Source organism: Candidatus Erwinia dacicola (assembly GCF_001756855.1).
Classification (GTDB): domain Bacteria; phylum Pseudomonadota; class Gammaproteobacteria; order Enterobacterales; family Enterobacteriaceae; genus Erwinia; species Erwinia dacicola.
Genome location: NZ_MAYS01000574.1, coordinates 1 through 2020, shown reverse-complemented (window position 1 = coordinate 2020; position 2020 = coordinate 1). Strand labels below are relative to the sequence as shown.

The window sequence follows — 2020 nt, the reverse complement described above, 5'->3', positions numbered from 1 at the left end:
GCAGATGGCCTGGGAGCTTCGGGGTAAGCCAACAGACGTGGCGTTCCACAGCAACCAGGGCAGCCCCTATACCAGCCGTAGATATCGGCAGGCGCTCTGGCGCTGTAGGATAAAGCAGAGTATGAGTCGACGGGGAAACTGCTGGGATAACGCCCCTATGGAGCGGTTCTTCCGGAGCCTGAAGACCGAATGGGGGGCGACGATATGCCCGCCCACATCAAGTCCTCACTGCTAAGCACCTCGTTGATGCTGCCGGTCAGCCACGGGCACCTGCTGCTCGGTACCTAGCAGGGCATTATCTCGGTGAACACCGTATTCACGGCGGGCAACGGCGCATTGTCGCCACCTTTATATGACGGTTTCCGAGTCGTTCACCTACTGCATGAACAAACCTAGCGCGCAGCAGAGCGTGCACAGCGACTGGAAAGCCACGCAGATTAAGGTCGATGATGTGATGTTTGCCATGGTGCACGAAATTGAGATTGACGTCCACCCGGCAGTGGCACTGAAGTGCAGCCCGGCGCTGGCGGAATTGATCCGCGAGCAGCACAGCGATGTGCATCCCAGCGCGCATCTGAATCCGTCACATTGGAACACCGTGCTGCTCGAAGGTTCGCTCAAAGATTCACAGATCTATTATCTGGTCGATGCGGCGCTGCAGCGGATCCAGAAACAGGGCTGACACGGGTTGACCTCTACGAAACCTGTAGGGGAGGACCTTTTGTTTCGGTCTGCCAGACTCACAGACGAACGCCGTGCTTATGCGCGCAGTGAATCGATATCGATTACGAAACGGTACTTCACATCGCTTTTCAGCATACGCTCGTAGGCCTCGTTAATCTGATCGATCTTAATCATCTCTATATTGGAAATGATGTTGTGCTTACCACAGAAGTCGAGCATATCCTGCGTCTCCTTGATTCCACCGATCAGCGATCCGGCAATGCTGCGGCGTTTGAAGATTAGGTTAAATACCTGCGGTGATGGATGATCGTGTTCCGGCGCACCGACCAGCGTCATGGTGCCATCGCGACGCAGCAGGGTGATGAACGGATTGAGATCGTGTTGAGCCGCCACTGTGTTGAGAATGAAGTCGAAGCTGTTGGCATGATGCGCCATCTGGTCAGCATCTTTCGAGATCACCACTTCATCGGCGCCCAAGCGCTTGCCGTCTTCAATTTTAGACGGCGAGGTGGTGAACAGCACCACGTGCGCACCCATCGCATGAGCAATTTTCACGCCCATATGACCCAGCCCGCCCAGACCGACAATACCGACTTTTTTACCCGGGCCAACGCCCCAGCGATGCAGCGGGGAGAAGGTGGTAATCCCCGCGCACAGCAGCGGAGCGGCACCAGCCGGGTCGAGGTTTTCCGGCACGCGCAGCACGAAATCTTCGTGAACCACGACCTGAGTCGAGTAGCCGCCGAAGGTGATATAGCCGCTGATGCGGTCTTCGCCGTTATAGGTGCCGACGAAACCCTCTTCGCAGTACTGCTCCAGATCCTCTTTACAGCTGTCGCAGGTGCGACATGAGTCGACCATGCAGCCAACGCCGACCAAGTCGCCGACTCTGTATTTGTGGCCGTGTGCGCCGACCGCCGTGACACGACCAACAATTTCATGGCCTGGCACCACCGGGAAGATAGTGTTACGCCATTCATTACGTGCTTGGTGCAGGTCCGAGTGGCACACGCCGCAGAAAAGCACTTCAATCTGCACATCATATTCACGCAGTTCGCGCGGTTTGAATTCAAACGGAGCCAGCGGAGATTTTGCGTCCTGAGCGGCATAAGCATACGTAATATTCATTGGTCTCTCCAATTGTTGATGATGTGGCGCAGGGCCGAGATGGCGGAAGAAGGCAGCAAGAAAACCGGACCTTCTCCGCAAAAAAATGAAGGTTAAGTATAGTCACTCAACGGCGTAACGGGTATATACAAAACTCGCTAAGTCTTGCCGGAAGGCAGAGTCTTGGGACGTGGTGTAAATTTGGCAGAATGGTGAGCACCATCGGCTT

Annotated in this window: 2 protein-coding genes and 2 pseudogenes; 3 read left to right on the top strand and 1 reads right to left on the bottom strand. The window is 55.4% G+C overall.

All coding sequences use genetic code 11. From position 1 onward, the window contains the following. From BBW68_RS17205 to BBW68_RS14230, 3 genes and pseudogenes are all read left to right on the top strand, one after another. Positions 1–193 (top strand): annotated as a pseudogene (locus BBW68_RS17205) (DDE-type integrase/transposase/recombinase); the annotation flags it as partial. Beyond that, a pseudogene (locus tag BBW68_RS17200) lies at positions 190–356 on the top strand (YjbQ family protein); the annotation flags it as partial. The pseudogenes BBW68_RS17205 and BBW68_RS17200, both read left to right, overlap by 4 nt. Continuing rightward, entirely contained in the window at positions 353–682 is a 330-nt protein-coding gene (locus BBW68_RS14230) for an MmcQ/YjbR family DNA-binding protein (RefSeq protein WP_070135852.1), read from the top strand. The pseudogene BBW68_RS17200 and the gene BBW68_RS14230, both read left to right, overlap by 4 nt. Before the next feature lie 77 nt (positions 683–759). Here BBW68_RS14230 and BBW68_RS14225 read toward each other — a convergent pair whose 3' ends face one another. Then, a complete protein-coding gene (locus tag BBW68_RS14225; protein ID WP_070135851.1) occupies positions 760–1812 on the bottom strand; it encodes an NAD(P)-dependent alcohol dehydrogenase in 1053 nt (350 codons plus the stop codon). Between the last annotated feature and the right edge of the window lie 208 nt (positions 1813–2020).

Coding starts and splice junctions, on each gene's coding strand:
- BBW68_RS14230 (WP_070135852.1), top strand. CDS start 353: ATGACGGTTTCCGAGTCGTTCACCTACTGCATGAACAAACCTAGCGCG.
- BBW68_RS14225 (WP_070135851.1), bottom strand. CDS start 1,812: ATGAATATTACGTATGCTTATGCCGCTCAGGACGCAAAATCTCCGCTG.